Annotated in this window: 27 protein-coding genes, 2 tRNA genes, 1 pseudogene and 1 riboswitch; of the genes and pseudogenes, 6 read left to right on the forward strand and 24 right to left on the reverse strand. The window is 41.5% G+C overall.

Translation table 11 applies throughout. The features are described from left to right. Window positions 1–2 precede the first annotated feature (2 nt). The 6 genes from nirJ1 to V6C11_RS16285 are packed head-to-tail and all read right to left on the reverse strand — an operon-like array spanning window position 3 to window position 6673. Entirely contained in the window at window positions 3–1175 is a 1173-nt protein-coding gene (gene nirJ1 / locus V6C11_RS16260; protein ID WP_333532245.1) for a putative heme d1 biosynthesis radical SAM protein NirJ1, read from the reverse strand. 43 nt (window positions 1176–1218) lie between these two features. Next, on the reverse strand, window positions 1219–2748 hold the full coding sequence (gene cobA, locus V6C11_RS16265; RefSeq protein WP_333532246.1) for a uroporphyrinogen-III C-methyltransferase: 1530 nt from the start codon (window positions 2746–2748) through the stop codon (window positions 1219–1221). 5 nt (window positions 2749–2753) lie between these two features. After that, window positions 2754–3683 (reverse strand): hydroxymethylbilane synthase, encoded by a 930-nt coding sequence (hemC, locus tag V6C11_RS16270; protein WP_333532247.1) that lies wholly within the window; start codon window positions 3681–3683, stop codon window positions 2754–2756. A gap of 12 nt (window positions 3684–3695) precedes the next feature. Next, complete coding sequence (hemA, locus tag V6C11_RS16275) at window positions 3696–5084, reverse strand: glutamyl-tRNA reductase (RefSeq protein WP_333532248.1); 1389 nt, start codon at window positions 5082–5084, stop codon at window positions 3696–3698. Further along, complete coding sequence (locus V6C11_RS16280; RefSeq protein WP_333532249.1) at window positions 5059–5700, reverse strand: precorrin-2 dehydrogenase/sirohydrochlorin ferrochelatase family protein; 642 nt, start codon at window positions 5698–5700, stop codon at window positions 5059–5061. Before V6C11_RS16280 ends, hemA begins: the two co-directional genes overlap by 26 nt. Before the next feature lie 10 nt (window positions 5701–5710). After that, entirely contained in the window at window positions 5711–6673 is a 963-nt protein-coding gene (locus V6C11_RS16285) for a polyprenyl synthetase family protein (RefSeq protein WP_333532250.1), read from the reverse strand. Between the two features lie 357 nt (window positions 6674–7030). Here V6C11_RS16285 and V6C11_RS16290 point away from each other — a divergent pair, with 357 nt between their 5' ends. Then, entirely contained in the window at window positions 7031–7456 is a 426-nt protein-coding gene (locus V6C11_RS16290) for a hypothetical protein (RefSeq protein WP_333532251.1), read from the forward strand. A 65-nt stretch (window positions 7457–7521) separates the two neighbouring features. Here the strand turns inward: V6C11_RS16290 and V6C11_RS16295 are convergent. After that, window positions 7522–7619 (reverse strand) — tRNA-Sec (locus tag V6C11_RS16295). A gap of 209 nt (window positions 7620–7828) precedes the next feature. Here V6C11_RS16295 and V6C11_RS16300 point away from each other — a divergent pair. After that, window positions 7829–8296: a hypothetical protein gene (locus V6C11_RS16300; protein ID WP_333532252.1), complete on the forward strand. Its 468-nt coding sequence runs from the start codon at window positions 7829–7831 to the stop codon at window positions 8294–8296. On the opposite strand, the gene V6C11_RS16305 is transcribed toward V6C11_RS16300, so the two are convergent. From V6C11_RS16305 to V6C11_RS16330, 6 genes are all read right to left on the reverse strand, one after another. Next, a complete protein-coding gene (locus V6C11_RS16305; protein WP_333532253.1) occupies window positions 8264–8521 on the reverse strand; it encodes a TfoX/Sxy family protein in 258 nt (85 codons plus the stop codon). The two genes, V6C11_RS16300 and V6C11_RS16305, sit on opposite strands and share 33 nt — an antisense overlap. Window positions 8522–8673: 152 nt before the next feature. Beyond that, on the reverse strand, window positions 8674–9135 hold the full coding sequence (locus tag V6C11_RS16310) for a GNAT family N-acetyltransferase (RefSeq protein ID WP_333532330.1): 462 nt from the start codon (window positions 9133–9135) through the stop codon (window positions 8674–8676). 60 nt (window positions 9136–9195) lie between these two features. Then, a complete protein-coding gene (locus V6C11_RS16315; protein ID WP_333532254.1) occupies window positions 9196–9603 on the reverse strand; it encodes a hypothetical protein in 408 nt (135 codons plus the stop codon). 164 nt (window positions 9604–9767) lie between these two features. After that, entirely contained in the window at window positions 9768–9935 is a 168-nt protein-coding gene (locus V6C11_RS16320) for a hypothetical protein (RefSeq protein WP_333532255.1), read from the reverse strand. A 158-nt stretch (window positions 9936–10093) separates the two neighbouring features. Beyond that, the gene (locus V6C11_RS16325; RefSeq protein WP_333532256.1) at window positions 10094–10852 is read right to left on the reverse strand and encodes a transposase; all 759 of its coding nucleotides are present in this window, start codon (window positions 10850–10852) and stop codon (window positions 10094–10096) included. 579 nt (window positions 10853–11431) lie between these two features. Then, entirely contained in the window at window positions 11432–11869 is a 438-nt protein-coding gene (locus tag V6C11_RS16330) for a DUF6144 family protein (RefSeq protein ID WP_333532257.1), read from the reverse strand. 858 nt (window positions 11870–12727) lie between these two features. Here V6C11_RS16330 and V6C11_RS16335 point away from each other — a divergent pair. Further along, the gene (locus V6C11_RS16335) at window positions 12728–13354 is read left to right on the forward strand and encodes a flavodoxin family protein (RefSeq protein WP_333532258.1); all 627 of its coding nucleotides are present in this window, start codon (window positions 12728–12730) and stop codon (window positions 13352–13354) included. A 58-nt stretch (window positions 13355–13412) separates the two neighbouring features. Here V6C11_RS16335 and V6C11_RS16340 read toward each other — a convergent pair whose 3' ends face one another. Then, window positions 13413–14669, reverse strand: coding sequence for an MFS transporter (locus V6C11_RS16340; RefSeq protein WP_333532259.1), 1257 nt, complete (start codon window positions 14667–14669; stop codon window positions 13413–13415). A 602-nt stretch (window positions 14670–15271) separates the two neighbouring features. On the opposite strand from V6C11_RS16340, the gene V6C11_RS16345 reads away from it, so the two are divergent. Next, window positions 15272–15616, forward strand: a complete 345-nt coding sequence (locus V6C11_RS16345) for a hypothetical protein (protein ID WP_333532260.1) — start codon at window positions 15272–15274, stop codon at window positions 15614–15616. Between the two features lie 584 nt (window positions 15617–16200). Here V6C11_RS16345 and V6C11_RS16350 read toward each other — a convergent pair. From V6C11_RS16350 to V6C11_RS16365, 4 genes and pseudogenes are all read right to left on the reverse strand, one after another. Beyond that, a pseudogene (locus tag V6C11_RS16350) lies at window positions 16201–16960 on the reverse strand (methyl-accepting chemotaxis protein); the annotation flags it as partial. A 458-nt stretch (window positions 16961–17418) separates the two neighbouring features. Beyond that, window positions 17419–17592 carry a hypothetical protein gene (locus tag V6C11_RS16355; RefSeq protein WP_333532262.1) on the reverse strand — a complete coding sequence of 58 codons (174 nt, stop codon included), beginning with the start codon at window positions 17590–17592 and terminating at the stop codon, window positions 17419–17421. A 7-nt stretch (window positions 17593–17599) separates the two neighbouring features. Beyond that, window positions 17600–18253: a YkgJ family cysteine cluster protein gene (locus V6C11_RS16360; protein WP_333532263.1), complete on the reverse strand. Its 654-nt coding sequence runs from the start codon at window positions 18251–18253 to the stop codon at window positions 17600–17602. Between the two features lie 59 nt (window positions 18254–18312). After that, window positions 18313–18387: transfer RNA gene (locus V6C11_RS16365), tRNA-Gly, on the reverse strand. 149 nt (window positions 18388–18536) lie between these two features. Here V6C11_RS16365 and V6C11_RS16370 point away from each other — a divergent pair. After that, on the forward strand, window positions 18537–18974 hold the full coding sequence (locus V6C11_RS16370) for a universal stress protein (RefSeq protein WP_333532264.1): 438 nt from the start codon (window positions 18537–18539) through the stop codon (window positions 18972–18974). Window positions 18975–19008: 34 nt separating this feature from the next. Here the strand turns inward: V6C11_RS16370 and V6C11_RS16375 are convergent, their stop codons facing one another. From V6C11_RS16375 to V6C11_RS16400, 6 genes are all read right to left on the reverse strand, one after another. Next, entirely contained in the window at window positions 19009–19908 is a 900-nt protein-coding gene (locus V6C11_RS16375) for an S-layer homology domain-containing protein (protein ID WP_333532265.1), read from the reverse strand. A 206-nt stretch (window positions 19909–20114) separates the two neighbouring features. Further along, a complete protein-coding gene (locus V6C11_RS16380) occupies window positions 20115–20684 on the reverse strand; it encodes a xanthine phosphoribosyltransferase (protein WP_333532266.1) in 570 nt (189 codons plus the stop codon). Window positions 20685–20704: 20 nt separating this feature from the next. Beyond that, window positions 20705–21637, reverse strand: coding sequence for an ABC transporter permease (locus V6C11_RS16385; protein ID WP_333532267.1), 933 nt, complete (start codon window positions 21635–21637; stop codon window positions 20705–20707). Between the two features lie 3 nt (window positions 21638–21640). Then, window positions 21641–22735 carry an ABC transporter permease gene (locus V6C11_RS16390; protein WP_333532268.1) on the reverse strand — a complete coding sequence of 365 codons (1095 nt, stop codon included), beginning with the start codon at window positions 22733–22735 and terminating at the stop codon, window positions 21641–21643. Further along, window positions 22732–24261 (reverse strand): ABC transporter ATP-binding protein, encoded by a 1530-nt coding sequence (locus V6C11_RS16395; RefSeq protein WP_333532269.1) that lies wholly within the window; start codon window positions 24259–24261, stop codon window positions 22732–22734. Before V6C11_RS16395 ends, V6C11_RS16390 begins: the two co-directional genes overlap by 4 nt. 71 nt (window positions 24262–24332) lie before the next feature. Further along, window positions 24333–25436, reverse strand: a complete 1104-nt coding sequence (locus V6C11_RS16400) for a BMP family ABC transporter substrate-binding protein (RefSeq protein ID WP_442886087.1) — start codon at window positions 25434–25436, stop codon at window positions 24333–24335. Between the two features lie 270 nt (window positions 25437–25706). On the opposite strand from V6C11_RS16400, the gene V6C11_RS16405 reads away from it, so the two are divergent. Next, a complete protein-coding gene (locus V6C11_RS16405) occupies window positions 25707–25904 on the forward strand; it encodes a cold shock domain-containing protein (RefSeq protein WP_333532271.1) in 198 nt (65 codons plus the stop codon). Window positions 25905–26044: 140 nt separating this feature from the next. After that, window positions 26045–26144: riboswitch (purine riboswitch) on the reverse strand. Window positions 26145–26307: the final 163 nt, after the last annotated feature.

Raw genomic sequence — 26307 nt, forward strand, 5'->3', positions numbered from 1 at the left:
TTTTAAGCTAGACCTATTTCTTCATCGGTTAGATAGCAGGCAGGATCTTCCATCCAGAAGTCCCCATAGACAGCTTCCGCTCTGGCCCGGAAATTCCCGTTGCAGAGATTAAGCCATTTACACTTGGCACAGCGGCCCTTCAAGAGGGATTTGCGATCCTTAAGACCCGCCAGAATAGGCTGGCTAAGATCCGTCCAGATATCACCAAATTTACGTTCTCTGACATTGCCAAAACGGTGATTGCGGGTAAATTGATCGGCGTGGACATTTCCTTCCCAATCCACCTCACCAATGGCAATGCCAGTACGGTTGCCCCCATTGCGAGATAACAGCTCGAATACCTTCTTAGCTTGTTCTGGATTTTCCTTTTGTAGTTTCAAATAAAGATAAATGGCATCCGCATGGTTATCTACCGTTAGTATTTCTTTGTCCAGTCCTCGCCGGTGGAAATCCTGGGTACGTTCAATAATTAAATCCAGGGCGGCCCGGCTTTCTGCCGGTGAAATATCTTCCTTAATCATTTCACTGCCCCGGCCGGAATAAACCAAATGATAAAAACAAACCCGTGGGATATTTTCCCTTTCTATAAGATCAAAGATCTGGTTCAATTCCTTATGATTATGACGGTTGATGGTAAAACGCAGACCAACCCGTTGTCCCACCGCCAGACAGTTGCGAATACCCGTTAAGGCAGCTTCATAGGCACCCTTACGACCCCTAAAGGTATCATTTACTTCACCAATACCGTCTAGGCTGATCCCCACGTAACCTACCCCAATTTTTTTGATTCGAGCGGCCACCTCCGGTGTAATTAGGGTTCCATTGGTAGAGATGGTGGTACGGATGCCCTTTTGGCTGGCATATTCGGCCAGCTCAAAAAAGTCCGGACGTACCAGTGGCTCCCCACCGGAAAATAAAATTACCGGCACCTTGAAATCGGCCAAATCATCAATAAATTGTTTCGCTTCCTGGGTATTCATTTCATTATATTTTTTATTGTCGGACTCGGAATAACAATGGCGGCACCTCAAATTGCAGGTTCTGGTGGTATTCCAAACCACCACAGGCCCATGACCAGCCACAGCACCATGTATTTGTCCCTTTGAACCATGGGCATAGCGCAGAGAATCCCCAAAATTTTCTGTACCGCAGAGTAGTTTGCTAATACCAATCATAAAGCTCCAACTTTCTATAATTTTTAGTCCGGGTTAAAATAATTTAATCTTCCCGGCCTGTGAAATAATCGGTAAGGGCTTGTACAAGACCATCAATGGTATATTCCCTTGCTTCCACATCCACCTTCAGACCCAATTGTCTGGCGGTGTTAGAAGTAATCGGTCCGATGCTGGCCACCACCACCTGCTCCATTAACTGTGGCAACCCTGCTTCCCCTATTAGTTTAACAAAATTCTGTACGGTGGATGAACTAGTAAATGTAACCACCTGGATATCACCGTTGGCCAAGCTTTCCCGTATAACTGCCGCATTACCATCCCCTAAAACCGTGTGGTAGGCAACCACTTCATGTACCTGGGCACCCATTTCTTCCAGGGCCCTGGGCAGCACTTTGCGGGCAATGTCTGCCCTGGGTAACAGGATCCGGTCACCGGGCAGCACCTTTCCCCTCAGTCCCTCAACGATTTCCTCCGCACGGTATTCACCCGGTACATAGTCCACCGTTAAGCCCCGCTTTTCCAGCTCCTCGCGGGTTTTTGGCCCAATGGCACAGAGCCGAACATCACTCAGATCCCGAATGTCCTTTTTATTTTCACTCATCCGCTTAAAGAACTTTTGCACGCCATTGACACTGGTAAATATTACCCAACGATAGGAGCGTACATCGGCAATGGCAGTATCTAAAGGTGTATAGTCCTCTGGTTCTGCAATGCGAATGGTTGGGAATTCCCAAGGCTCGCCACCCAGGGCCTCGATGGCCGCCGATAAAACACTGGCCTGCTCCCGGGAACGTGTTACAATAATCCTTTTGCCAAACATCGGTCTATTTTCAAACCAGGCTAATTTCTCCCGGAGCTTAACAACTTCACCCACCACAATCACTGCTGGATTCTTAAAGTTTGCTTCCTTTGCCTTTTGGTGGATATCGGCCAAAGTACCAACTAAAGTTCTTTGCTCCGGTCTGGTACCCCAGCGAATCAGGGCCACAGGAGTTTCAACAGCGCGTCCATATTCCATTAACCGAGCACAAATACCCGGTAAATTACCCATCCCCATCAAAAAAACCAAGGTACCGGCACCGGTGGCAATTTTGTCCCAAGCAATGCTGGAATCTTCTTTACCGGGATCTTCGTTCCCTGTGACAATGGCCAGGGTAGAGGTATAACCCCGATGGGTCACGGGAATTCCAGCATAGGCTGGTACAGAAATGGCGGAGGTAATACCCGGCACCACTTCAAAGGGAAGATTATTTTCTACTAATAACTCGGCTTCTTCGCCGCCGCGGCCAAAAACAAAGGGGTCGCCACCCTTCAGGCGGGTTACAAGCTTCCCTTCCTTGGCCTTATCCACCAGCAATTGGTTAATATCCTCCTGCACCATGGCATGACGATCAGGTGATTTCCCCACATAAATCATCTCTGCATCCTGACGGGCATGCATCAACAGCCTGGGGCTGGCCAGACGATCATAGACCAGGACATCTGCCTTCTTAATACAATCTAAGCCTTTAACGGTAATCAAACCCGGGTCACCGGGACCTGCTCCTACTAAATACACAATACCCTTTGTCATTGTCATCATTCCCCTGCCCTAACTTGTTCCAGTATTTTTTTGCCACCCATGGCCAACAGTTTTTCCGCAACTTCTACACCCAGCTCCTCCGCTCTGCCCACTTCAGCTTCTCCCTGGGCCCGTATAACCTGGGTACCATCTAGGTTGGCCACCACGGCAGTAAGATAGAGCTTATTGTTTTTTACTGCACCATGGGCTCCGATGGGAACTTGGCAACCACCTTCCAAATAACGAAGCAATGACCTCTCTGCCGTGGTTGCATCCCGGGTGTCTTTATGGTCAATACCCTTCAATAATTCTCTAATTTGTTGATCACCTTCCCGGCATTCAACGGTAATGGCACCTTGTCCCACTGCTGGTAAACATACTTCAAAGGGGATAATTTCGGCGATCATATCCTCCCAGCCCATACGGGTGATCCCAGCCGCTGCCAAAACAATGGCATCCAACCGCTCTGACACCAGTTTTTTCATGCGCGTGTTTAAGTTGCCCCTTAGTGCTTCCAGTTTAAAATCAGAGCGATAGCTTAATAACTGAGCACAACGACGCAGGGAGGATGTGCCAATCCTGGCCCCCTTCGGAAGGTCGGCTAATTTTCGTCCGTCCTTAGAAATCAGTGCATCCCCCGGATTATCCCTTACGCAGATGGCACCAAGGGTTAAGCCTTGGGGCAAGGCTGTGGGCATATCCTTTAAGCTATGTACCGCAAAATCAATTTCCCTTTGCTGCATGGCCACTTCTAATTCCTTGGTAAATAACCCCTTATCACCGATCTTAGCCAGGGCCACATCCAACATCTTGTCACCTTTGGTTTTCATCGTGACAATTTCAAAAGCAATTTCCGGATTTAGCCTTTCTAACTGCTCAACCACCCACTTGGTTTGCCACATGGCCAGAGCGCTATCCCTGCTGCCTACGGTTATTTTGTGTTTCATGGAAGCCTCCCTTTATTCCCCGGATCGACATTCTGCCACCACTGCGGCAACTTCCTGATCCCAATTTTTACCAAAACCAGAACCACCTGCCACCTTTCTCTTCTCGGGTAGGGGTTTAGCCTGGGTCCTTTGACCTTCCACTTCCAGGTTAAAAATATTCTGAGTTATTTCAGTATATAGATGACCCTCCGGTGTGAGGGCGTACTGCTTGAGTTTGATTACCGGATTATGTAAAATTTGATTGACAATGGAGTTAGCCAATGAACCAATTATTTTTTTCTCCCTCTCTGTTAAATCCCCCATACGGTTATAGGCCCTTACCAATTCTCTATTTTTAATCTCCTCACCCATCTTTTTTAAAGCAGTGATGGTAGGAACTACAAATCTTGTGGCAAGCCAGCGCATAAATTCATTCAGTTCTTCTTCAATGATTCCCTCGGCCTGAACCGCTGCCTTCCTTCTTTCTTCCAGATTAGCATCTACCACATGTTGTAAATTATCCACGTCATAAAGCGTGACATTAGCAATTTTGCGCACCTCTGGATCAATATCCCGGGGCACTGCAATATCAATCATCATGATAGGTTTGCCCTGTCTTTCAGCCATGACCTGCAACATTTCCGGAGTTTTAATCACATAATGCTGGGCAGCTGTACTGGATATAACAATATCTGCTTGATTCATATATTGAAATAAGCGGTCAAATTTTACAGCCGTGCCGTTAAACTTTTCCGCCAATTGAACGGCTCTGTCATAGGACCGATTGGAAACAATAACACTGGAAACGCCATTGGCCACCAGGTTTACCGCCGTTAATTCACTCATTTCCCCGGCACCCACCACCAACACGGAACGACCATCCAAAGCACCTAGACCTTGCTTGGCCAGTTCTACCGCAGCGTAGGGGATGGATACTGGGTTTTGGTCGATGCCTGTTTCTGTCCTGACTCTTTTTCCTGTGGTGATGGCCTGCTGAAAAAGAGTGTTCAGAACAACATTGGTGGTTTTAGCTTCCAGAGCCAGCTCGTAAGCTTTTTTCACCTGCCCCAATATTTGAGTTTCACCCAAAATCATGGAATCTAAGCCGGAGACTACTCGGAATAAGTGTCTTATGGCATCATACAGAGTATGGCAAAAGGTGAAATTTTTTATCTCAGAAATGTCCAGGCCAGATTTCTCAGATAAAAAAGACCACACAGAACTCATCCCAGCATCCAATTCCATGGGTGCTATATAGATTTCTGTTCTATTGCAGGTTGAAACAATGGCACAACCATCCATGCCTGAATAGGACATTAGCTTTTTTAAAGAATCCTTCATACCCCATTCTGGAAAGGCAAGTTTTTCTCTCACATGAAGGGGGGCCGTGCGGTGGTTAACTCCGATAACCGCAATAAGCATGCCTGATGCGCTCCTTTACCTGGTCGTACTTTTTTCCCCTTAGTAATTCCAATATATCTGAATCTACAAGTTCCTTAAAAATCTTTTGCCGCAGCTTTATATCTTCTATGTCTTGAAGTACTTGTTGTCGTACTTCAATAAGTATGTCCATGAATTCTTCGTACTCTGGTCCAAAGCTCTGTTCTAATTTTCGTTTTACCCGAGCAGCTAGCAAAGGACTGGCACCACTGGTTGAAACAGCGATGGCAAACTTACCTCTTCTCACTACGGAAGGTATAAAAAAATTGCTTTGCTGGGGATTGTCCGCCACATTAACAATCAATTGCTTTTCCCGGCAGTCCCTAATAATGTTGTTATTGACCTCGGAAAAATTGGTGGCGGCAAAAACCAGAAAAATCCCTTCAAGATCGATCGTCTGATAAACCCTTTGCCGCAGTTCCAAGCGACCTTCGAGATACCACTCCATTATTTTGGGTGTAACCTCTGGACTAACCACCCTAACCCTAGCCCCGCAAGCCAATAGCGAAGAGATTTTTCTTTCTGCCACTGAGCCGCCCCCCACAACCAGGCAGAGGCGATTCTGTAAATTTAAAAAAACTGGATATAAATCAGTCATTTATGCTTATTTAAAACCTCCGTATACCGATAAAATCAGCAATATGATAAAAGGTTTCTTTAACTGGTTTATTAGGAAGACTGGTTAAGTTTTGCTTAGCCTTCTCAATATACCTCTTTGTGGCGTTAAAGGCAAAATCTATGCCTCCGGATTCCTTAATAATACCGATGGCTTCATTTACCTGCTCATCTGTTTTCTCCGTAATTTCTATCAGTTGGCGCAAACGTTCCCTTTTAGCACCCTTTTCCAGGGCATAGATTACCGGCATGGTCAAAATGCCCTGGCGCAAATCGCCGCCAATGGGCTTGCCAAGAATCTTCTGGTCTGCCATCATATCTAGGATATCATCTGTAATTTGAAAAGCCATTCCAAGATAATGCCCATATCTTCTGAGGCTTTTATGCTCCTCCTCCGGAGCCCCCACTGCCACTGCCCCCAGTTGACAACTTGCTGCAATCAACAAGGCCGTCTTTCGCTTAATTCGATAAAAATAATCCCGCCAACTCTGATTAATACTATAGCTTGTTGAGATTTGATGGATCTCCCCTTCACACATCATAACACTGGTATCGGCAAGCACCCTCGCGATCAATGGGTTCTCGTACTGAGAAATCAGTATCAAGGACTTTGCAAACAGATAATCCCCGGTGTGCATGGAAATACGATTGCCCCAATTGGCCTTAACCGTAGGGTTACCCCGCCTTGTCATGGAATCATCCACCACATCATCGTGAACCAAACTAGCCATATGAATAAGCTCCAATGCCACGGCCAGGGGTAAAAGCTCCTTAATATCATTACTATAAAATTTTCCGGCCAAAAGTGCAAAAGCCGGACGCAAACGTTTTCCTCCGGCATTCAATAAGTGCATGGATGTTTGAGTTAAAAGCGGATCACGGGACTGAACGATGGCTTTTATTTCATGCTCAACAACCTGTAGATCTTTCCTAACTTGGCTAAAGAAATCGAGCATATATTATCTGTCACCTACTTGCAAAACTAATCTTTCCACCATAACTGGTACTTATTCGACAATAGTTAAATAATTCCTTCCATAACAAACAACGCCAATAAGGTTTAAAAAGCTTTTAAGATCATTTTACCATATATGTAACCTATTATCCAAAACATAGCATTATTCGACTCAAAATACCTGCATCGATCATAAATTAATTTTTAAATTGTACTTTCTGGTGATAAGTGCAGAAGTTAAATTAATATATTTCCTCAAAAATGCCCACAATAAGATTAATGCAAACCTAATTCAGACATACTAAATCTTTTGCCGCATTAGGTTTGTTACTATCAAAAAGTTGAAAGGTGGGATTCGATGAGAAAAATCCAACGTATCAAAGGTTTACTTTGCACCGCGATCCTAAGTGGAACCATCCTATCCTTTGGCACCGCTTCCCTTGCTAACATTGATCCAATGGTTTCAAATAAACCAACTCAAACCTATTCTGAAGTATGCCACGGTAAGCATCATTTTAATGAAATGATGACAGAACTTGTCTCGCAAAAGATTATTACCCAGGAGCAGGCAGACAAATGGGCTCAGTTTCGTCAATCGAAAATGGCTGAAAGAAAAGCAGAACGGGAAAAAATAAAGGACCTTTCCAAAGAAGAACGCCGTGAGTATTGGCAAAAGGCCAAGGTAAAAAGATTAGATGAAGTGGTACAGGCCGGCATTATCACCAAAGAACAAGCCGATCAGATAAAAGAGTTATGGCAAAACAAGTGTAAAAATAAGCAATAAAGCTCAACTCCGCTGCCAACTACAAAAAATTCAAGGCTTCCGAAATCTCGGAAGCCTTGAATTACTGGCGGGAGTATGTGGGAATCGAACCCACCATGGACAGGAACACTGCCCAACGACTGGTTTTGAAGACCAGGAGCACCACCAGGCACCATCTACCCCCGTGATTATAAGACCAGTCGCATACGTATTTTACCAAAGATTATCCTTTAACTCAAGCCTTAAAGAAAAATATTCGGGGTCAGGCTTGCAGTATTGCAGTTTTTACAGCAATACTGCAAGCCTGACCCCATTGACATCTTAACCCCTTCCCAATTAAGCTAAAATAATTAAAATGATTATTAGAAACATTGCTGAGGTGTTAATAAAAGTATGAAAGTACTAAAGCAAGTCATTTTTCTATCAATCGGCTTTCTGCCAGCTTTTTCATTAATGCTGGTTCAAGCTTGGTGGATGATCATATTGTGTGATGAACCTGTAATATCAAGTATGGATGAGTTTATTCCTTTCTTAATTTATTCTCTTATCATTCTGTTTCTACACTTATTAATTAAAAAGAAAAAGCCCGCAATCCTTGCAGGTATTATTATGAGTGGAGTCTTTTGGAGTATTTTATGGGTTGTTGGTTTGTCAGATATTTTGTCGTATCAAAGAGAATATTATTTAAACCTAACAATAATTACGGGTGCTGGATCAATATTTGTTATTACCCTACACAGCCTCTATCTTCTTTCAAAAAGGCTAAAAGAAATTGGTAAACCTTTTCTCAATAGGATGTCACTTGGTTTATATGGCTGTAATTGGAATTTACCCCTTGAAGGAGTTATAAAAATCCTTTAACTCTGCTTTGGTCCCTGCTGGAAGCTGGCTTTTCTTGATACCCTGAATAGCTCCCTCAAATGCATATAGACGATGAATACACGCGGAAGGATCAATCGCTTTTATCTTAAGCCAAGCCTGCTTACTGCCCACTTCCCTTAGTTGTTCATAGGTTGTGATCCCCACTTCATTGAGTTGCTGTTCGACAACCTCACCAATATTGGGTAACTTCGCCAAATTCCCCATATACCTTTCCTCCTCACAAATTCCTGTTCATCTGCGTGTCATATGAATAATGAGGCTTTGAATCGTAATTTTACGATGTATTATTTAATGAAAGAATATATCGTATGTCAGTTAGTTTCTTTTGCATAATTTCACAGGTAAGCTCATCATTATTAATCGAAACCCATTTTTTCATAAAATCTCCTTGCATTATAGTTTTCTTTTAACACCCATAAATAACAATTCTGAAAACCCTCTTCTTTCAAATCTTTTAAGGCCGTTTCTAGCAATTTTTGTCCATAACCTTTTCTGAAATAACCGGGAAGCACATAGACAGAAACAATCTCCCCCCATTTAGAAAGCTTATTATCTCTAGATCTTCCATAAGTGATACAACCTACAGGTCTTTCATTATCATAGATAATCTGTGCTGTTAATATGTTATTATCTATCCAGTTTTGAAAAGCCGAGACCCAAAAATCATATTCTAATTCATCTAAAAACTTTTGTGGAACTATATCCTTATATGCTATCTTCCAGCTAGAAGCGTGTATATTGCTAATTATTCTAGTGTCTCTAATAGTTGCCCGCCTTATTGTTGAATTCAGTTGTTTCCACCTACTTTTCTGAAAGATAAAAACATGCTAACAAGAAGTTAATATTTTCATTTAGAACATCCGGTATTTATAAACTTGTTACTCAATTTCAAATGAAAGCTTCATTGCGCCTTTTGTGCCTTCTTCTGATTCAGCCCAAAAAGTACAATCATAACTACCTTTTTCTACGTTGTTAATTAAAACATTATTGCTATACCGATCTCCGCTTTTAAGAATAACGTCTGCTTCATTTTTATCATGGGTATATTCTTTTTTGGTTGTTCTATTTCTTACTTCGTATTGCTCTATGTTACCATTAAGAAATGTGGCAGTTACATCCGATTTGTTTTCCACTTCCCATTCCAGTTTACAGTAATCTGCGCCTTTTTCAACGATTCTAACGCTAATCCCAATTAAAGGCAATTTCTTATCGTTATTAATATAACATCCAGCAAACACCATTGCTGAAGCTATGATAATTACAAAAAAATATTTTTTAAAATCCATCATGATAACTCCTATCCCGGTCGTATGGATTGGGGGGTTGATTTTTTTGATTTAATATCTTTTGTTAGGGTATGCAACATAAGGGGTATCCCATCTTTGCAGATACTTCCCCTCCTTATGCTTAATATATTATTCCTTAATCACTTAACTAATAAAATTCCGGTCTAAATTTCTTTGTCATTAACTTTTATCATAAAGCCGTATTTCTTTAGAATGTCAGCTAACTTCAAAGCGTCTTCATAATCCATAGCCTTTATTTCCAAATACTCTTTAAACATTACAGAAGATAGATAATTTTTTCGCCTTGTATAGAACTTTACTTTATCTTCCATTATTATCACCTCTTGTCAAGCAGGGCTTTAGAACACAAGGGGACGGTTCTTTTGTGTCGTTAAAAAATGAATAATTAGCCAGCCAAGGAGGTAAGCCGATAACCTTATCAGGCCTACCTCCTTGGCTTGTTAAATGGCCGTTAGAACAACCATTCTGTCTATATTGTTCGTATTACCCCGAAACTAATACCGGTTAAACGCTCGATTTGCCTAATGGACAGACCCTTAGCCTTGCATTTTTTAATAACTTCATTACGTTTTCCTTTTTCTAAAAGTGCTATCTCCGTTGGGCTTTGAACACCGGATATGCTCCTAATAAAATTGCTAGCCTCGGTATCATTTAGACGGACACCAGGATCATAGTCCAGACATCGATCCTGGTTCTCTGCCAAATTGAATTCCTTAAACAGTTTGACTGCCTTTACTCTGTTGGTCGAAAAAAGATTATAACCGAATTCAACATCGCAAATCCTTGGTTCTCCAACATACTCACCATAGCTGCTCCATGGGTAATCGGCTATATTTTTTACCATACCGGCCTTATATGGGTTTTGGTGAATATAGCGCAGTACCGTTAAAAAATAGCTGTCTGTTTCAACCATCTCGCTTTTATAGCGATCCTGGAATAAATGACCCCGGCGGCTGTATTTCCGATTATACCAATGCACATAACTTGCCCCAAGCCGCCTAAATACGATCCCCAGGTCTTCTGTTACTTCTTTTATTAATAAGTGAATATGATTACTCATCAAGCAATAAGCATAAATCGCATAGCCACTTTTTTCTTGGAATGTTTTTATTGTCTCCAAATATTTCTGATAGTCTTCGTTATCCTCAAATAGGATCTTATGGTTACTACCCCTTAGCATCACATGATAAATTCCGGTACTGCTTTTTTCCCTCGCTGCTCTTGGCATTTTTACACCCCTGATATATAGTTTACACCCGCACAGCAAGAAAAACAACACAAAAGAACCGTCCCCTTGTGTCCTGTGTCCTGTGTCCTAATCAAAACCACTCTTTTTTCTTATCTTCTGTAAAAAGCATCGAAAGAACTTTATTATTTGTTCGCCAATAAAATTTGCTACTATCATAAAAACCTTTATGAGAATCATCATTATAAAGAAAACAAACAGGAATTTTATAACGTAAAGTAATGTATCCATAATACCTTATCCTTTTACTCTAATTGAATGACCTTTCTGAGATCAAGATGCTTGTTCATTCAGGATAAAAAATGACACTTTAATCCCATCAGCCTATCGACATAGGAAAAGATAATATAATGCCTGTAATACGATGTTCGCTGATTGACTAGGACAATTCTTAGTTTTTTTATCATAATAAGATGTTGCTCACACCGGGCCAATGTGTTGTTGTATTATTAATTAGTGTCTCATGCCATATATCCAAGCTTCGTGATATTAGCAAATAGGTATATGGATTATGGCAAGCTGAGCACGATTCCATATTTATGATAGCACGTTTTCCTTAACTCATTTCAAACCTTCTGATTGTCCTCCTTTATAAAACACTTTAAATCGGCACTCATCATCACCAGCAAGAATTGTCTTTTCCATCAAAACATCTACATCTTTACCTAATCCAATCCTAAATTTCTTTTTGATATTGCCTTGAGTACAATAACAAAGAGTTTTCGAAGCACCTCTTATGTCTTCATTAATAAGTGGACAATAGCATTTATCAAAAACAACATAGATATTGTCCCCTTCGATTTTCACTCGCCATTCTTCTGACAATTTTTTCAAGAAATAAAATTCATTTTTAGAATTGCTTTTTATCTCTAGTAATCTATCATCGGTAAGATGAGTAAAAGGACAGTTTTCACCAGATGCCTCCATTATTTTTATTTTAGTTTGTTCATTTACATTATTATCAATATTCTTAAGCAATTCTTTGAGCCAGGAATTCATACAAATACTCCCCCTGTATTTACAATCAATTTCGCTTTCGTATCGAATCAGCCTGCGGTAAAAGCTTCATTACAAGCACCAAGTTATTGAGCCAATACGGTTCAGGAATAAAATCATGAGATTTAATATAATTACTAAGACCATCTGCAACATTATTAAAATTTTCTATAGCAATAAATTCCATGTATTAACTTTTATTCCTTCTTATTTTCTAATAACAATGTAGTATTCTGCCCCTATTGCATTGCCACCTTAACGAATTAAAGTACTACCAATAGTAAGCCAATTGAGAAGTCATTTACCCCAAGGGGCATCGGTTTACTCAGTTTTTGCCATCATGGCCTAGTTATTTTAACCAGTTTGGGTGTAACATTCATCCTCTTCTTTCCATATTATGAAGTACAACAAGGAAAGGAGGATACACCATGGGCTTTGGATGTGGATCTGGCGGCGGTTGTGGTGGCAATGTTTTCGATCCATCGTTTATCCTGTTTTTGGTTTTGATTCTTTTATTTTTCGGATATTAAATCTAGCACCTATGAAACCTAATGGTTTCTCCCTCCCTCTGTGTGGACACCAAAAAACCCCTGGTCATTTGGCCAGGGGTTTCTTAATATCCTATTTATAGGATGATAAACGGGTGGTTAACATCGCTGCCGGAATATAAATTGCCCGCTGCCACCGAATTCAGCAAAGGTCACACAAAGTGGAGGGCCGGGGCAGGTATTGATAGCTGTTGTTTCTGAAGGATTTTGATGTTGCGGTAGAATTACTGGCTTAATGGCAGGCAATAATAATGCATTATAATGGAAATATATCTATTTTCTTTATATAATCTATAATAGGGAGGGATGTTCAATGAAAGTTATCTTAGTTAACGGCAGTCCCCATGCCAATGGCTGTACGTTTACCGCTTTAACCGAAGTGGCCGATACCTTAAATATACATGGCATTGAAACAGAAATTGTGCAGGTGGGAACAAAGCCTATTTCCGGCTGCCTGGGCTGTGGAGTATGTATGAAAAAGGGTAATTGTTTTATGGATGATGAGGTGAATATCTTTTTAGGAAAAGCGAAGGATGCCGATGGCTTTGTATTTGGATCGCCGGTCCACTATGCAGCGGCGTCGGGACATCTTACCTCGTTTTTGGATCGGGTTTTCTTTGGTAAAAGTGACCAGTTTGCCAATAAGTTAGGTGCGGCGGTTGTTAGCTGCCGGCGGGGTGGTGCCTCTTCAGCCTTTGACCAAATTAATAAGTATTTTACCATTAGCAATATGCCGATTGTCTCTTCCCAGTATTGGAATCAGGTGCATGGCAATACACCGGAGGAAGTGAAGCAGGATCTGGAAGGTATGCAGACCATGCGTACCTTAGGCCATAATATGGCCTGGCTGTTAAAGTGCATCGAGGCTGGCAAAAATGCAGGCATTTCCTTACCCCAGCGGGAGCCAAAAACAGCCACTAATTTTATTAGATCGAGTTAAGCAAACTAATTTAAGAAGCAAAATCCCCTGGTCCTGTGGACGAGGGGATTTTCTTATGTTATTCGCTTTGCAGAGTTTCTTTGGAGACTGGTTTTCCTGCTTCGATTAACACTTTACTACCCAGCAGGGAAAATCCCTGTATAAATAGCAGGATGCCCGTTCCCATGAGCAGCCATTCTATTTTAATGATATCGGATATGGGTCCAAATATGATCATCCCTAAGGGCATCATGGAGGTTGCAATCATTCCTAGTACACCAAATACCCTGCCTAAAAGATTCACTTCAACCTTCTCCTGTAATAATACCGTCGAAGGGGTACTGAAGAAGGGCATTACGATGCCCACCAGACCCATGAAGACTAAATAAATCCAAAATATCGGAATCAGCCCCATGGCAAATGTACAGACCCCCATCACCAAACAAGAAAGTGTCATGGTATGAATCTTATTTTTGAAACCGCCCCAGGATGCTATGACGGCTCCGCCGATCATCATTCCTATGGAGTAAACGACTTCATTCGCCGTTAAACGCCAAACCTCTTCCCCAAAGCTACGCGCAACCAGCAGGGGTGTTAGAAAGGCAGCCGGTGAAATCAGGATAAAGAAAAAGGTGTAAAAGATAAAAAATTTCTTAACAAACTCATGATTTTTGATATAGACAAAACCTTCCCTTACGTCATCAAAGTAGCTATTTGTTTGCTTTTCTGAGGCCTTCTCATGCACTGGAATGTTTATAAATACGAGCAAAATAAAAATCGCTATGGTCGCGGTAATGACATCGATAAAGAAAATAGACTCGATGGAAGCCATCGCCAGCAGTGCGCCGCTAACCATAGGGGACACGAGAAATACCATCGCTTGAATGCTGCTGTTGATTCCGTTCACTGAGATAAGTTTATCCTCTGGCACCAGTTGGGGAAGAATGGCCCCTAACGATGGCATTTGAATGCCTGCTCCTATCGAGCGGATAGCTGACATGACAAATAGCAGCCAGAGGGCATCATGGCCTAGATAAAATAGTATGGCTAAGATTAGCGTTGCAATGGCAGTCAGTGCATCAGACAGGATGATCAACCGTTTTCGATTATAGCGGTCGGCCCAAACCCCTGCTATGGGGGATAGAATAAAGCTAGGCAGGAAACTGCAAATAATCGATATGGTCATCATGACTCCCGACTGTGTGGTTAATGTGATATACCAGGTAATGGCATAGGAAACCAGCGCTGAGCCAAAAAGCGAGATGGCCTGAGTGGCCAAAAATAGAGTGGTATTCTTTTTCCAATTCTCCAGTACTGGTTCATTTGTTGCTGCCATAGTAGGCACCGCCTTTTTTCTCGGATTGTAAGGTAAAAAAGCACAGGCAATTTGCCTGTGCTAGAGTAAAGAGACTTCGTTCTATCTATGGAAAACCTAATCTTAGGAAAAATAATCATCTTTCAGGTGCCGAACCACGTACTTGATTAAACTTACCCAAATTAACAACTTCACCAATCAGCACCTGGTTAAATAAGGACACTGAGGTGAATTTTCATGGATAAGTAATCCGTAGTTCTTCTGCCAACTACCTATGATTAAAGATAACCAAAGAACACATACAAGGATTTTCCTAAAAATAGACAGACCAATCCCGTTTACTCTGCAGACAAGCAGAGTCTTGAACTCATTAAATTAACAGTTCAAGGTTTAGAATCTTAGTCTGATCGAATGCACAAGGAAAACCTCCAGTTCTTAAAGTTAAACTAATATTAGCATAGTACATCCATTAGATCAACCAACGACTGTCGCTTACCCTATTTTTATCCTCATTGCCAGTACGTATACGCAAAGATCGTTGATACTCCATTTATAACCCATTTACAACAATTCATTTCCTTTGATAAAATTGAATGAAAGAAATTAATTAGGAGATGTATGCTATGAAACTTTATCATTTTACTAATTTACAGCTTAAGCAACTCATTCCTGAAATAGGGGAAGTTAACTATCTGCCTGAGGAGCTAAAGTCGTTAAATATTCCTGTTATTTGGTTAAGTAATTTGCCAAATATCCCAAGGGACCAAAAGACCAGGTATCGTTATAGTGTTGATGTTCCCGCTAATGATCCCGATCTTCATTTTGATAAAGCACAACAGATTGCCGCTCAGGTTTTTCAATTGATCTCGGATAATGAGGTTCCTGTATGGTATTATTTAACCCGTGAAATTGGTATATTAGAGACTTGGGAGTGGAATGGCACGGAATATGTTAAAGTGGCAACTTAGGGGATCAAAAAGGTTTGGGTTAGGAGACTTACTTACATCATCCAGTCAATTAACAAACAAAAATCCCCACCTGCATTCAGGAGGGGTGTTTAATATAAATTAACTTTCTTCAGAGTAATCAATTCTTTCTAACCCAACCTCAGCAAGGATCTTGTCAATAAGTTCTTCCGACATTACTTTTCCTCCCCATTGATTGATTTGTTTGACTATTTGGAATTTTTTAATTATATCATATATTCTGTGTCATTGCAATGCCGGCAGATCCTTTTATAATTGGTTTTTCAAATCTTATTACCTTAAATAATCGACAACAGAGAACGTTCTCTGTTGTCAAATCCTGATTGTAAATTTTTTAACCAATTAGCTAAACATAAACTCCAAGCCTTTTTTCAGTTCCTCTGTTAAGGCTAAAACAACTTTAGATTGTTCATCCAGTTGTGCCATGGATGCACTGATTTCCTCTGTGGAAGCTGCCTGTTGTTGAGCGTAAGAATTAAGCTCCTGTGCCTGAGCGCCAATTTTTTCAATCATGTTTGATATTACCATTAGTTTATCAGACATATCCTTCGCATTGTTGGCAGAATTTTGCGCCAATTTTCTCACTTCGTCTGCAACTACTGCAAAGCCTCGCCCCTGGTCCCCAGCCCTTGCTGCTTCGATGGCAGCATTTAAAGCAAGTAAATTGGTCTGATCAGCTATTCCCTTAATTAATTCAATTACTTGATTGATCGTTTTGAGGGAGTCTTGGGCTTCACTTGTGTTTTTGGTTAATACATCAACGGAAATCGAAAGTTCTGTTGCACCTTTGGCAATCTCCTCAAGTGCGATTGCATTTTGATCAGAAGCATTATGAAGTTCCTCTGCTACATTTTCCAGGTCATCTGGGTTAATGAATACAAAGGTTGTGGCAAGGCTGCCAATAACTTCCCCATCTTTTCCCCTAATCGGAATACCAATTCCTGCATAGCCAAAACCATAACTGGAATTTTCTTTTGTTACCTGTGCAGCTAAACGCCTTCCCGAAGCCAGTGCCTTGGCACAAATTGAACCCTTGGGCATTATATTCCCAGGTTTATTGGTGAAATTGAAAGTAGGAACATCCCATGTTTTTAAAATTTTATAGTCCTTATCAATTACAATTACATAGTTTTTTCCGTCAAACAGTTGATAAATAAAATCCCCCAGGGCCTCTATCAATTCAATAGAAGTATATAGACTCTCTGCCTGCAATAGATCAAGGCTCGGCGGTTCCTCGGACAAAATAGGAGTTGCCGGTTCAACGGATAGTGGTTCTTCTTTTATAAGATTGTAATTTGGCTTGTCCTTTTTAAATAAACTAAACATGACAGACCTCCTTTTTTAACTTAATCTTACATTAAATATTGGATTGAGTAAATTGAATAATTACAAGATATTTATTTGAAAATAAAAATTTAAAAATAAAAAATCGAAGGCGAGTGGGTTAATCCGCCTTCGATTTTTTATTCTTTTTCTTCACTTTTTGGTATCTCTTCCAAACCAATATCTTCCAAAATCTTATTAATGAGCTCTTTAGACATTGTTATACCTCCCTTCTTAACATACTCATGTTATTATAGCATATTGATGTTAGTTAAGCTATTGGAATATTGTGTATGTGTCCGGTGAGAAAAGTAGAAAAACATCATAAATTGTTAATACTTTCCAACTTATCCACATTATTAACAGTTTTATCCCCAACATTTCCCAATATACTATAAAAACGACACTTGATTTTACATTTATTGGTAAAAAACTCATTAACCCAGCTCTTACTCGCCGGGTTAATGAGTTTGTTTTTTAAGTTCTTTAGCCAGTTCCTTGATGGTTCTTCTTAGTTGACTCTCTTCTAATATTAATTCGCTTATTTCAGCATGAATAGCCATCAATTCTTTAATCAGACCATTAATACGAGTTATTTTTTGTTTTTGGCGGTATGAGTTAATATTCGTGATCATATCTGTATTATTTCCGATATAATTTTTGCCATACTTCGGGGCTACAGATATCTTTTAGAATAACCTCATTGTATTTTGTTTTTCCGCTAAATCCACTTTTCGGGTAATCCTCCAATTGGGGGTTTGCTTCATTTTCCTCGTGATAGAACAGATTTATACCAGCATCCTTACATTGAAACATCCATAGGCGTACTAGTTCATCCATCCCTGTGTTAACCAGTTGTGACCTAAATTCTTGAACGGTCTGGCTGCTCTCCATGCAAATGAAACTTTGGCAAACTAAGGATCTAGCCGCATAACCATTGCAGATACGTTCCCCCTGATTTAAAAAATGACAAGCCCCTTCCGGTGTAAAGCCGAGGCTGATATCCACGGCACCACCTTCGGCACAAATGTAGGTGTACTGATCCAAAAAGTCCAGCAGGGGCCATTCCCGATTTAGGTCCAGTTCATCCCCTAATTTGTTAATGTAGTTTAGTACATCAATGCATGTAAGGGGGATTCTTTCCCAACAGCATTCATCACAGCCCTTACAGGGAGGTTCTGTATTTTCTTCAACAAATCTATTTATAGCATCCAAATAATCCTGGATCGTAGCGGTTTCCTGAAGAATCTGTAGGTCATATAGATGCTTAGCCGTTTTTATAATTTTCACCTTCATGCTATACACCCCTAATTTTCCAAAATACAAAAAAGCAGGGACTCAATCCCCGCTTAAACTGGAGCGGAAGACGGGATTCGAACCCGCGACCCTCGCCTTGGCAAGGCGATGCTCTACCACTGAGCCACTTCCGCATATTACGTAATAAAGTATAACATGGTAAAAAAAGCTTGTCAATTATTTCGCATCTATTACTTTTTCTAAGACTAGCATAAAATTTACTCTGGTATTATTAGGAATAGGGGATTAAAATAGAATAAACTATAATAAGGAGGGACCGTTAATGTATAATAAAATATTGGTGCCCCTAGATGGTTCGGAACGGTCTACCAAAGCCCTCGCCCATGCAGTTACTTTGGCAGAAAAATTTTCGGCCAAAATCACCTTAATGTACGCAATTCCTATCATCCCCCCCTATACTGACACAGCAATCGATCGTGTGGGTCATGTTCAGCAATCTATTATCGATGAATTATTAAGCAATGGTAAAGTAATGCTGGATCAATATGCTGCTTCCTTTTCAGACAAAAATATAGAAGTAGATCAATTTATTATCATCGGTCACCCGGCTAACGAAATTTTAGAAAAGGCAACGCAGGAGGATTATGACTTAATCGTGATTGGCAGCCGTGGCTTAGGGGAAATAAAAGGTTACATCATGGGAAGTGTCAGTAACCGAGTATCACGCCATGCCTCCTGCCCGGTTTTAATCATTCACTAAAGGCTATAAAAAATTAACACCGACCGAGTCGGTGTTAATTTTTTATAGCCTTTACTAGCTCAATATTAATATTTGCAGGATAATTGCCTGGTATCGGCTGAGTATCCTTTGGTTCAACAATAACTGTTGAGTTATAGGAACCAGGGGTTGGTTCTTTCGTCTGATAATGTACCAGTAGCGTATTGCCTTCTAAATTCATTTTAACAATACTAATTTCATAGCCACTGGAGGGTTTTTCACCCCAGGATATTTCTATTTCCCGGCCACCTTCTTTGCCAGAAATAATCTCTGCGGCTATCTCATCTTTATTAACATTGAGGTAAGTTTCCAACTGCTTTATAATTTGCTTTAATTCCGTGGCCTTGACTCCCAGCTTCGGTTGAAAATACCCATCCTTCGTAAGATGCATAACATTTAAACTTATCATCAGCTTGATATCATCCACAGCATCTTTGTTCATTTCGCGCAAATCTTTAATTTGAGGATGTTTGGCAGGATGAAGTACTCCCTGGGCCTGCTGCTGTAACAGACCGCCACATATCTCAGCTAATTCTTCTCTGGTAATGGTATCGGAAGGTCGGAAATTTCTATTATTGGTATGAAGCACACCATTATACCCCAGTATCATAATTGCATTGGCATAATCGGTATCTAGCGACACATCATCAAAGAAATCCTTGACCTCAGGTGCTTTAAAAAAACGCAACTGGTCAAGATTTAAATCCAAGGCATCCACAAGCATCTCTGCTGCCTCTCCCCTTGATAGATCGGTGATTTCCTTTTTGACCGTTGTTCCTTTATTACTAAACACTTGTTCCTGGTTTATCCGTTCATTATTGGTATTTTCGTCAGCTAATCCGGTTGCTGCTGGTCCTAAAGAAACGGCTCCAATGAGGACTGCACTAACCAGTAAGTCGCTAATTGATTTTCTCATAAGATTCCCTCCCGTTACTTTATTGACGCTGTCAAGGACCAATAAGTTCCACGGATCGTGGAAACAGAAAGGGCTTTTATACAAGGTATGATGCAAAAGCAACAAAGGTACTAACGTTCATAATTTGTCCGAGTAATCTACAATAAAAAGGGAATGTCGCTTACTACTAAATAAAGTAGTTTTACAACACTCCCATCTTTGGTTCGCTATTCTTCTAAATAAACTTCTCCGTTGGCCAGTCTGCTAACTTTAATTAGGGATTCAATTCTTACACCCGCATCGCGCAGTGCTTTGCCGCCACCTTGAAACACCTTTTCGATAACGATGCCAATACCAACCAACTTCGCATCTGCTTGCTTCACTAAATGCGTTAAACCCTTCAAGGCTTCTCCCCTAGCCAGAAAATCATCGACAATTAACACGCGATCAGCGGGGGTTAAGTACTCCTTGGCAACACTTATTGCCACTGCTTCGTTTTTGGTAAAGGAGTAGATGTTCGACATATAATAGTCCCCTAGGGTAGAGGGTACTTTCTTTTTAGCAAAAAGAAGTGGTGTTTTTAGTGCCATGGCGGTGGTTAGTCCGATGGCTATACCCGAGGCTTCTATGGTTAAAACCTTTGTTATTTTTTCTTCCTGAAACCTAGCTGCAAATTCCTGTCCGATTTCTACCATTATATTAGGCTCAATCATATGGTTGATACAGGAATCCACCCTTAATATTTGATCTGAGACTACTTTAGCCTGGCCAAGTATTTTATCTTTTAATAATTCCATGCCAATTCCCCCATAAATTGTCAGCGTTCCTCACGGTCATAGGATAAGCCCAAGGCACCCGGCGCCCCCACACGGTTGGCCATCGCCTTGCGAGTTACTATAATTAATACAAGAATGGTGAAAAGATAGGGCAGCATCTTTAAAAAGAAGGAGGGAATCATAACACCCATTGCTTGGGCACGAAATCCAAGGGCATCAATGCCGCCAAAAATATAACTGCCAAACATCGCCCTAAGAGGATTCCAAGTGGCAAATATCACCAGGGCCACCGCAATCCAGCCCCTGCCAGCGGTCATATTTTCTAACCAAGAGGGAGCATAGGCCAGGGAAAGATACGCTCCCCCGACACCGGCCAACATTCCCCCTAATATTACATAGATATATCGTATTTTATAAACGCTAACCCCCAAAGAATCTGCGGCGGCGGGATTTTCTCCCACTGCTCTTAGATTTAAACCCGGTTTGGTTTTGTAAACAAGAAACCAGAGGATCGGTACCAACAGGTAAGTGATGTAGACCAAATAGTCATGTTGAAAGAAAATCGCCCCAATAATGGGTATGTCACTTAAAAATCCAAGTTCGACTGGTTTAAAGGGATTTTCCACGGGAATACCAATATAGGATTTCCCAAGAAAACCGGATAATCCCGTACCGAACAAGGTTAAGGCCAGACCGCTAACAATCTGATTGGCCTGTAAGGTTACTGTTAGGAAGGCATGAATGAGGGCCATTGCGCCCCCACCCAACATCGCTGCAAAAACACCCAGCCAGGGATCATTGGTCTTAATGGCAAAGACAAAACCGCATACCGCCCCTACCAACATCATTCCCTCAACCCCCAGGTTGATAATGCCAGATCTCTCGGTTAATACCTCACCCAATGCAGCATACAGGATAGGAGTACCAGCAGTAATAGCAGTGGCCAAAATTGTTATTAAAAATTCCTGTGACATCGGCTATACCCCCACCTTAACCTTGTTTTTGAAAACAATCTTATATCGGTTAAATATTTCCCCTCCTAGGATAAAGAACAGCAAGGCACCTTGAATCATGAAAACAATGGCCGCTGGTACCCCACTGGATTGCACGCTATAGCCGCCTACCTGCAAGCCGCCCAGTAAGAAAGAAACCAGAATAATAGCAAAGGGATTTAATTTACCTAACCAGGCTACAATGATGGCAGTATAACCGTACCCGGGACTAAGTCCCGGTTGCATCCTTTGGGCAATGGCTGAAACCTCTGCCATGCCGGCAAGACCACAGATGGCCCCACTAAGAAACATAACGATAAGAATGTTTTTGGTTATATTCATTCCCGCATAACTTGCTGCCCTTGGACTTTCCCCAATAACGGTTACTTCATAACCCCACCTGGATCGCCGCAGGGCAAACCAAAGTATCACAGCAATTAAAATCCCAAAGGCTAGCCCCAAATGAACCCTGCTGCTACCCAATGTGGGTAAAATAGCTGCCGGTTCAAAGGGCTTACTTAACGGGAAATTCATACCCTGGGGATCCTTCCAGGGTCCAAAAACAAAATAACTTACCCAAAGCATGGCTACATAGTTCAGCATTAATGTAGTAATGGTTTCGTTAACACCAAGATAAGCCCTTGGAATACCAGGGATTAACCCCCAGATACCACCACAAAGCATACCCGCTAAAACCATTGCCGGTATCATTAGATAAACGGGTAAGTGGGGAAAGGTTAGAGCAACCCACGCTGCACCAAAGGCCCCCATATGAAACTGTCCCTCTGCACCGATATTCCAAAGCAACATGCGAAAGGCAATGGAAACCCCCAAGCCACAAAGCATCAGGGGAATCGCTTTAACAATTGTTTCAGAAATACCATAGGTCGAGCCAACTGCTCCATCCAACATACCTGTGTAAACGGCAAAGACTTGGCCCCAGGTAATGCCATTGGGGGAACTTAAGCCATTTAGATAAAGAAATATCGCCCCAGTAATCAGTGCCAGAAATATAGCTATTAATGGAATTAAGATAGTCCCCAATAGAGAAGGCGCAGAACGTCTTTCTAATCTTATCACGATGCCAATTCCTCCCCTGGTTTAGCCCCTAACATCATTAAGCCAATTATTTCCGGTTCGGCCTTTTCCACCGGCAAGATACCCATTAAAGAACCTTTGTAAAGAACTCCTATGTTATCTGAAAGTTTTAGTAATTCTTCTAAATCCTCGGAGATTAATACGATGGCCGTTCCCTTGCTTCTTTGTTCCAACAGCATTTCGTGAATGGCTTCAGTGGCAGCAATATCCAGTCCCCGGGCTGGGTAAACCGCAACGATTACTTTAGGAGAACAGGCCAACTCCCTGGACAGCAGGAGTCTTTGCAAGTTACCACCGGAAAGCAGCTTGACCGGTGCTTCCAAGCCAGTAAGCTTTACCCCAACATCATTTACCAGTTCCGTTGCATATTCGTTGGCCTTGCGGCGGTTAATGAACGGACCACTGCCCAGCCTAGGCCGACGATATTCTTTTAAGATAAGATTATCAACCGCTCCCAGGTTGGGCACCAGTCCGGTACCCAAACGATCTTCGGGAACATAACTGACACCTTCATCAATAACCTCCAAGGTAGAAAGATTTGTGACGTCCTTTCCACCAATAAAAATTTTCCCTTCAACTATCTTCCGCAGCCCAGCGATGGTTTCTGCCAATTCCCTGCGTCCATTGCCTGCAATACCGGCAATACCCATGATCTCTCCGGCCCTTACTTGAAGGGAAATATCCTTAATGCCTACTCGCCTGGCATCACTTCCTGCACTTACACGTTCAAGTTCCAGCACCGTGGCCCCAAAATTAGCCTCTTCCTTTTTACTCGGTATCACCATCGTTTGTCCCATCATTAGTCGAGCCAATTCCCGCTCGTTGACTTCATGTTTTTCTCGGGTTGCTACGGATTTGCCACCACGCAAAATAGTAACACGATCGGCAACTTCCATAACCTCATTTAATTTATGGGTAATCAGAATGATGGATTGTCCCTTGGCAGTCATTTTCCTTAGGGTTTGAAATAATTCCCTGGCCTCCTGGGGAGTCAGTACAGCGGTGGGTTCGTCCAAAACCAGTAGTTTAGAACCCCTGTACAGCATTTTAACAATTTCCACCCTTTGTTTTTCCGCAACGGATAACTGCCAAATCTTTGCCGTGGGATCCACATGGAGTCCATAGCCCCGGGAAAGTTCTTCAATGTCTTGTTCTACCTTCTTGGCATTCAGAAAAAACTTGGTATCTTTACTACCCAGAATAACATTCTCCGCCACAGAAAAGGTATCCACCTGCTTAAAATGTTGGTGCACCATACCAATTCCGGCAAAGATGGCTTCCCGGGGTGATTTAAAACTGAATTTTTGACCTTCTATATAAATTTCTCCCTCATCGGGACGATACAGCCCAGAAAGAATGGACATTAAGGTGCTTTTACCTGATCCGTTCTCACCCAGTAATGCTAAGACTTCACCTTTTTTCACCTGAAGGTTAACACCATCATTAGCCACAACACCGGGAAATCTTTTGGTTATTTGTTTCATTTCAACTAAATAATCGGCTGTCAAGTCCTTCGCCCCTTAAATTATGCTGCTGGCGGTATAACCGCCAGCAGCAATTATTTCATTATGATACTGGTTTATTTGGGAATGGTGCCATCTACACCTTCGACAAACCAATCAATGGAAAGCATATCAGCGTCGGACATTGTTTGTCCAGCAGCAATTCTTTCCTTCCCTGTTTGATCTTTAACAGGTCCATTAAATACATCAAACTTGCCTTCTATTAGCTCTTGTTTTTTGGTTTCAACTAATTGCTTAATATCTTCGCTAACCATTGGGCCATAGGGGGCTAGTCCAACAACGTTATCAGACATGGGTCCCCAGTACTCATTACTCTTCCAGGTTCCATCCTGAATGGCCTTAATGGTATCAACATAGTAGGGACCCCAATTCCAAACTGCAGAGGTCAATACAGCCTTGGGTGCCATTTTACCCATGTCACTGTTATAGCCAATGCCAAACTTGCCCTTTTCTTCAGCAGCTTGCATAGGACCAGGGGTATCCTGGTGCTGGGCTACCACATCCGCACCTGCTTCCAGTAAGCTCTTACCTGCTTCCTTCTCAGCTGCAGGATCATACCAGGTGTTTGTCCAAACAACTTTCACCTTGGCATCGGGGTTTACTGACCGAACGCCCATGGTAAAGGCATTGATACCACGAATTACTTCGGGAATGGGGAATGCTGCAACATAACCAATTACATTGCTTTCGGTGGTTTTACCAGCCACGATACCAGTTAAGTAACGGGATTGATACATACGGCCAAAATAAGTTCCTACGTTTTCAGCGGTTTTGTAGCCAGAGCAGTGGAGAAACTTAATATCGGGATACTTTTGGGCCACTTTAATAACACTGTCCATATAGCCAAAGCTGGTAGCAAAGATAACTTTATTTCCTCTTTCAGCCAGTTCGGTTAATACTCGCTCGGAGTCTGCACCCTCGGGAACAGATTCAATAATTGTGGTTTCAAGATTAGGAATCTCTTTTTCTAAATATTGACGTCCTAAATCATGGGCATAACTATACCCGCCATCACCTACGGGACCAACATAAATAAAAGCGACTTTTAATTTTTCCTCATTGGCTGCATCCTTTTGTTGATCTTGGGCCTGGGGTTTTTCCCCGCCGCCACAACCTACTAAAGCGAAGGTAAACATTAAGGTTAATACCAGTGCAAACATTTTTTTGTAGTTCAATTTCACTTTTTTCCCTCCTAATAATTTAGTCTATAACGAATCGATAATCTTCTCGCCATCCTCCACCCCCTGAAAAAGAACTACTTTGACGTAAAAATAGCCATGGATTTGAATTTTCAAAAAGAAAAATATAAAGGTCCATTTAGGAATAAATTATATGTCTTTTGCCAATACTTGGTATATAAACAATCCAACACTTTCGCATAGCATAAAAATCTATTGATGAAAGTATAAGAAAGCTAAGGAGGAAGTAGTTTGCAAGGTAAAGTTAAGTGGTTTAACGCCAACAAAGGTTATGGATTTATTGAGTCCGAAAGTGGTACTGATGTTTTTGTACACTATTCTGCGATTCAATCCGATGGCTATCGTAGCCTAGAAGAAGGTGAACCAGTAGAGTTTGATATTGTTGACGGCACCCGTGGTCCCCAAGCCTCTAATGTGATTAAACTTTAATATCATTAAAAAGCCCAGCACGATAGGTTTCCTCTTATCAGAGTGAAACCTACCGCCTGGGCTTTTATCCCTCTAGGTGTAGCGTAAACATACGCCTGTACCGCTTGGACCAAACCAACCCATTACATGGTTGTGGAACCCTAGGTACACTTTCCCTCCGTAGTCAGGCAATTACGGTTGCCCGGTAGAAACACTTAGGCCAATTCCCAAGTATATACGGAAATATTACATTTATTTTACGTTTCAATCCTACCAAGATTTTATACACTTGTCAATTAAAAAAACACACGTATGTGGTACCTAGAAAAACAGCTTTCTATTGCCATTGTTCGGATGGTGCCGACCAGTGGCATGAGTCTTATACGTATCCTTAAAATCTAATACTTTCTGAAATAGTATAAAA

Origin of the sequence: Desulfotomaculum sp. 1211_IL3151, assembly GCF_036763075.1 — a bacterium.
In the GTDB taxonomy this organism is placed as follows: Bacteria; Bacillota; Desulfotomaculia; order Desulfotomaculales; family Desulfotomaculaceae; genus Desulfotomaculum.

Bases quoted from the DNA above. Each gene is read 5' to 3' on its own strand.
- V6C11_RS16345 (WP_333532260.1), top strand. From the start codon at position 15,272: ATGAAACTTTATCATTTTACTAATTTACAGCTTAAGCAACTCATTCCT.
- V6C11_RS16385 (WP_333532267.1), bottom strand. From the start codon at position 21,637: ATGTCACAGGAATTTTTAATAACAATTTTGGCCACTGCTATTACTGCT.
- V6C11_RS16400 (WP_442886087.1), bottom strand. From the start codon at position 25,436: ATGTTTGCACTGGTATTAACCTTAATGTTTACCTTCGCTTTAGTAGGT.
- V6C11_RS16280 (WP_333532249.1), bottom strand. From the start codon at position 5,700: ATGACTGATTTATATCCAGTTTTTTTAAATTTACAGAATCGCCTCTGC.
- hemA (WP_333532248.1), bottom strand. From the start codon at position 5,084: ATGCTTATTGCGGTTATCGGAGTTAACCACCGCACGGCCCCCCTTCAT.
- V6C11_RS16320 (WP_333532255.1), bottom strand. From the start codon at position 9,935: ATGGAAGATAAAGTAAAGTTCTATACAAGGCGAAAAAATTATCTATCT.
- V6C11_RS16375 (WP_333532265.1), bottom strand. From the start codon at position 19,908: ATGAGAAAATCAATTAGCGACTTACTGGTTAGTGCAGTCCTCATTGGA.
- V6C11_RS16360 (WP_333532263.1), bottom strand. From the start codon at position 18,253: ATGAAGGTGAAAATTATAAAAACGGCTAAGCATCTATATGACCTACAG.
- V6C11_RS16340 (WP_333532259.1), bottom strand. From the start codon at position 14,669: ATGGCAGCAACAAATGAACCAGTACTGGAGAATTGGAAAAAGAATACC.
- V6C11_RS16330 (WP_333532257.1), bottom strand. From the start codon at position 11,869: ATGAATTCCTGGCTCAAAGAATTGCTTAAGAATATTGATAATAATGTA.
- V6C11_RS16355 (WP_333532262.1), bottom strand. From the start codon at position 17,592: ATGATCACGAATATTAACTCATACCGCCAAAAACAAAAAATAACTCGT.
- V6C11_RS16285 (WP_333532250.1), bottom strand. From the start codon at position 6,673: ATGCTCGATTTCTTTAGCCAAGTTAGGAAAGATCTACAGGTTGTTGAG.
- V6C11_RS16370 (WP_333532264.1), top strand. From the start codon at position 18,537: ATGTATAATAAAATATTGGTGCCCCTAGATGGTTCGGAACGGTCTACC.
- nirJ1 (WP_333532245.1), bottom strand. From the start codon at position 1,175: ATGATTGGTATTAGCAAACTACTCTGCGGTACAGAAAATTTTGGGGAT.
- V6C11_RS16315 (WP_333532254.1), bottom strand. From the start codon at position 9,603: ATGGATTTTAAAAAATATTTTTTTGTAATTATCATAGCTTCAGCAATG.
- V6C11_RS16325 (WP_333532256.1), bottom strand. From the start codon at position 10,852: ATGCCAAGAGCAGCGAGGGAAAAAAGCAGTACCGGAATTTATCATGTG.
- V6C11_RS16380 (WP_333532266.1), bottom strand. From the start codon at position 20,684: ATGGAATTATTAAAAGATAAAATACTTGGCCAGGCTAAAGTAGTCTCA.
- hemC (WP_333532247.1), bottom strand. From the start codon at position 3,683: ATGAAACACAAAATAACCGTAGGCAGCAGGGATAGCGCTCTGGCCATG.
- V6C11_RS16335 (WP_333532258.1), top strand. From the start codon at position 12,728: ATGAAAGTTATCTTAGTTAACGGCAGTCCCCATGCCAATGGCTGTACG.
- V6C11_RS16305 (WP_333532253.1), bottom strand. From the start codon at position 8,521: ATGGGGAATTTGGCGAAGTTACCCAATATTGGTGAGGTTGTCGAACAG.
- V6C11_RS16300 (WP_333532252.1), top strand. From the start codon at position 7,829: ATGAAAGTACTAAAGCAAGTCATTTTTCTATCAATCGGCTTTCTGCCA.
- V6C11_RS16290 (WP_333532251.1), top strand. From the start codon at position 7,031: ATGAGAAAAATCCAACGTATCAAAGGTTTACTTTGCACCGCGATCCTA.
- cobA (WP_333532246.1), bottom strand. From the start codon at position 2,748: ATGACAAAGGGTATTGTGTATTTAGTAGGAGCAGGTCCCGGTGACCCG.